The 3,035-nt window shown below is 66.6% G+C and carries 1 protein-coding gene and 1 pseudogene; one reads left to right on the plus strand and one right to left on the minus strand.

All coding sequences use genetic code 11. The features are described 5' to 3' along the window. Positions 1–2,590, minus strand: a pseudogene (locus tag AUC71_RS22960) (ligase-associated DNA damage response DEXH box helicase); the annotation flags it as partial. Between the two features lie 110 nt (positions 2,591–2,700). On the opposite strand from AUC71_RS22960, the gene AUC71_RS11350 reads away from it, so the two are divergent. Further along, entirely contained in the window at positions 2,701–3,000 is a 300-nt protein-coding gene (locus AUC71_RS11350) for a DUF6460 domain-containing protein (RefSeq protein WP_069624356.1), read from the plus strand. The last annotated feature ends 35 nt before the right edge of the window (positions 3,001–3,035 follow it).

The raw sequence follows: 3,035 nt of genomic DNA on the forward strand, positions 1-3,035 counted from the left end.
AGGCGGCCCACGGAAAGATGTGAGCGAAGCGTGGGCGCCGTTTCCGGCATGAGATCGAGCCTAGCGCGCAGCATGTTCCCCCAGGCCTCCGCGATGAGTTCTTCAGCGGTCTCACGCAACAAGGCGTCGCCAACGTCACTCGGAACACTCTCGCGGCCGATTTCGAGCATGACCGGCACGGCAAGCGGCGAAACGTGACTGAGTTCACTATGCCTGATTCGACCGCCGATCCGCTTGAGGAATTGCCCCAAGCGGCCGAGATCGATGAGCCCCGCGGCCGCGTCGGCGAAGGCGGCTTTCAGCAGGACGTGGTCCGGCTCATGCTGGCGCAGAACGTCGTAGATGAGATCGGACGAGACGGTCATCTGCCGACCCGTCTTTTCCTGCCCGGGATGACGCCGCTCGATCAGCCCTGAGATGATGGCGCAGACGCGGAACGAGCGCTTCATCAGGTTCGACTCCGCGAGCCACGCGTCGAGATCGTCGCCCAGCATGTCCTCGTCGAAAAGCTGCGCGAGGTCGAGGCTGCCCTCGCGGATCATCGCGCTCATGTCGTTGAGCCCCCAGATTGCGAGCGCGTACTCGTTGGCGACGAAGCCGGTCGGCGCGGCCCCTGCCCGCTCCAGCCGCCGCGCAGCAGCATGCCGAGGCTTTGATGGGCAAGACGCCCTTCGAAGGGGTAGCAGACGAGGTAGTGGCGCTGCCCGCGCGGAAACGTCTCGATCAGCATCTCCTCGGCGGAAGGAACCACCGAAAAATCGGCTTGCAGCCTGAGCCAGTCGGAAACCTGGTCCGGCAGCTTCGCCCAAGCGCCGCGCTCGGCCAGCATCCGGCGCACGCGGTCCGCGAGATAGGTCGAGAGCGGGAACTTGCCGCCTTCATAGGCCGGCACCTTGGGATCGGCGGCATGGGCCCGGGTGACGATGGCGTCCATCTCGCGTAAGCCCTCGAAGCGCAGCACCTCGCCGGCGAAGACGAAGGTATCGCCAGGGGTGAGCTGCTCGATGAAATACTCCTCCACCTCGCCAAGCACGCGACCGCCGGCGACCGCGCCCGATTTCTTGAGGGCGCCGCGCGCGAGCCGCACGCGCAGCATCGGCGCCTCGACGATGGTGCCGACATTGAGCCGGTATGCTGCGCAATGCGGGGATGGGCGACGCGGTATTCGCCCTCCTTGGTCTGTTTCAGCTTGGCGTAGCGCTCATAGTTGGCGAGCGCGTAGCCGCCGGTGGCGACGAAGGCGAGCACGTGATCGAACCCCTCGCGGGTAAGCCCCTGATAGGGCGAGGCGCTGGTTACCTCCCGATAGAGCCGGTCCGTATCGAAGGCTCCGCGCATGCTACGCCGAGAATGTGCTGGGCGAGCACGTCGAGCGCGCCGCGGCGCGTGGGCGGGGTGTCTTGCGCCCCCTCTTCCGCCGCTTCGAGCGCCGCCTGACACTCCATCACCTCGAAGCGATTGGCGGGCACCAGCAGCGCCTTGCTCGGCTCGTCCAGACGGTGATTGGCGCGGCCGATACGCTGGGCGAGACGGCTTGCGCCTTTCGGCGCGCCGACATTGATGACGAGATCGACAGCGCCCCAGTCGATGCCGAGATCGAGTGTTGAGGTGCAGACCACGGCGCGGAGCTTGCCCGCGACCATGGCCGCTTCGACCTTGCGGCGCTGCCCCACGTCGAGGGAGCCGTGGTGGAGCGCGATGGGCAGGTTGTCGTCGTTGCAGCGCCACAGTTCGTGAAACAGCATCTCGGCTTGCGAGCGCGTGTTGACGAACATCAGCGACATGGTGTGCGCCTTGATCGCTTCGTACATTTCCGGCAACGCGTAGCGCGCCGAATGGCCGGCCCAGGGGAGATCGGCGTCGGATTTGAGGATGGCGATGTCGGCCTTGGCGGCGCCTTCGCCCGTAACGATCTCCGCCAGCCTTGTGGCCGTCTTTCCTTTGTGAGGAACGAGGAAGGCGGCAAGCTCGGACGGCCGCGCCACGGTGGCCGACAGACCGATGGCCGTGAGTTCGGGGGCGAGCGTGCGCAGCCGCGCCAGATCGAGCGACAACAGATCGCCGCGCTTGCTGGTGGCGAGCGCGTGCAGCTCATCGAGGATCACGCATTTGAGTCCGCCGAACAGTTCCGCGGCGCTTTTGTGGGAGAGCATCAGCGCGATCTGCTCGGGCGTGGTCAGCAAGATGTCGGGCGGCAGCACGCGCTGGCGCGCGCGGCGCGATTGCGGCGTGTCGCCGGTCCGGGTCTCGAGCCGAATGGGTAGCCCCATCTCCGCCACGGGCGTGGCGAGGTTGCGCGCGATGTCGGTGGCGAGCGCTTTGAGCGGCGAAACATAGAGTGTGTGGACGCTTCGCGCCGGCATTTTGCTCGGCGGCCGCGCGGCAAGATCGATCAGGCTCGGCAGGAAGCCGGCCAGGGTCTTGCCGCCGCCGGTAGGTGCGATCAGCAGCGTGTCGCGCCTTCGGCGACCGTATAGAGCAGCGCAAGCTGATGGGAGCGCGGGCGCCAGCCCCGGGAGGCGAACCAGCCGGCGAAGGGCTTGGGCAGCCGCGCGGCGGGCTCGTCGGCTTCGCTCGTGTGTTTTGCCAAGCCCTTTCGCGCGCTCACGCGGGCCTCCTCCTTCTTGATCTTCGCGGCTTTGCGCCCCAACTGTGGTACAGATTCGACCGAAACGCCCACGATTCAGAGGGAACGGACAGATGGAACGGTTTTTTGGCGGCAATCCGGCGCTCGTGCTTGCCCGGCTCGCCATCCTATCCTTGATCGTTGGCGTGGTCCTGGCGGCCCTCGGCTTCAGCCCCTACGACATCATCCAGAACCTGCGCGATCTCGCCCAGCGCCTCTACGACATGGGCTTCGCGGCGATCGAGAAGGGCTTCCGCTACTTCTTGCTGGGCGCGGTGATCGTCTTCCCGGTCTGGGCGGTGATGCGCGCGTTCAAGCTGTTCGGGCGCGAGAACGGGGCGGAAGTGGCCGAGACCGGGCCGCCCAAGCGCTGAAGCCTAGAGCACTCCTCTCTCGTCATGCCCGGACT

The sequence above is a fragment of the Methyloceanibacter marginalis genome (genome assembly GCF_001723295.1).
In the GTDB taxonomy this organism is placed as follows: domain Bacteria; phylum Pseudomonadota; class Alphaproteobacteria; order Rhizobiales; family Methyloligellaceae; genus Methyloceanibacter; species Methyloceanibacter marginalis.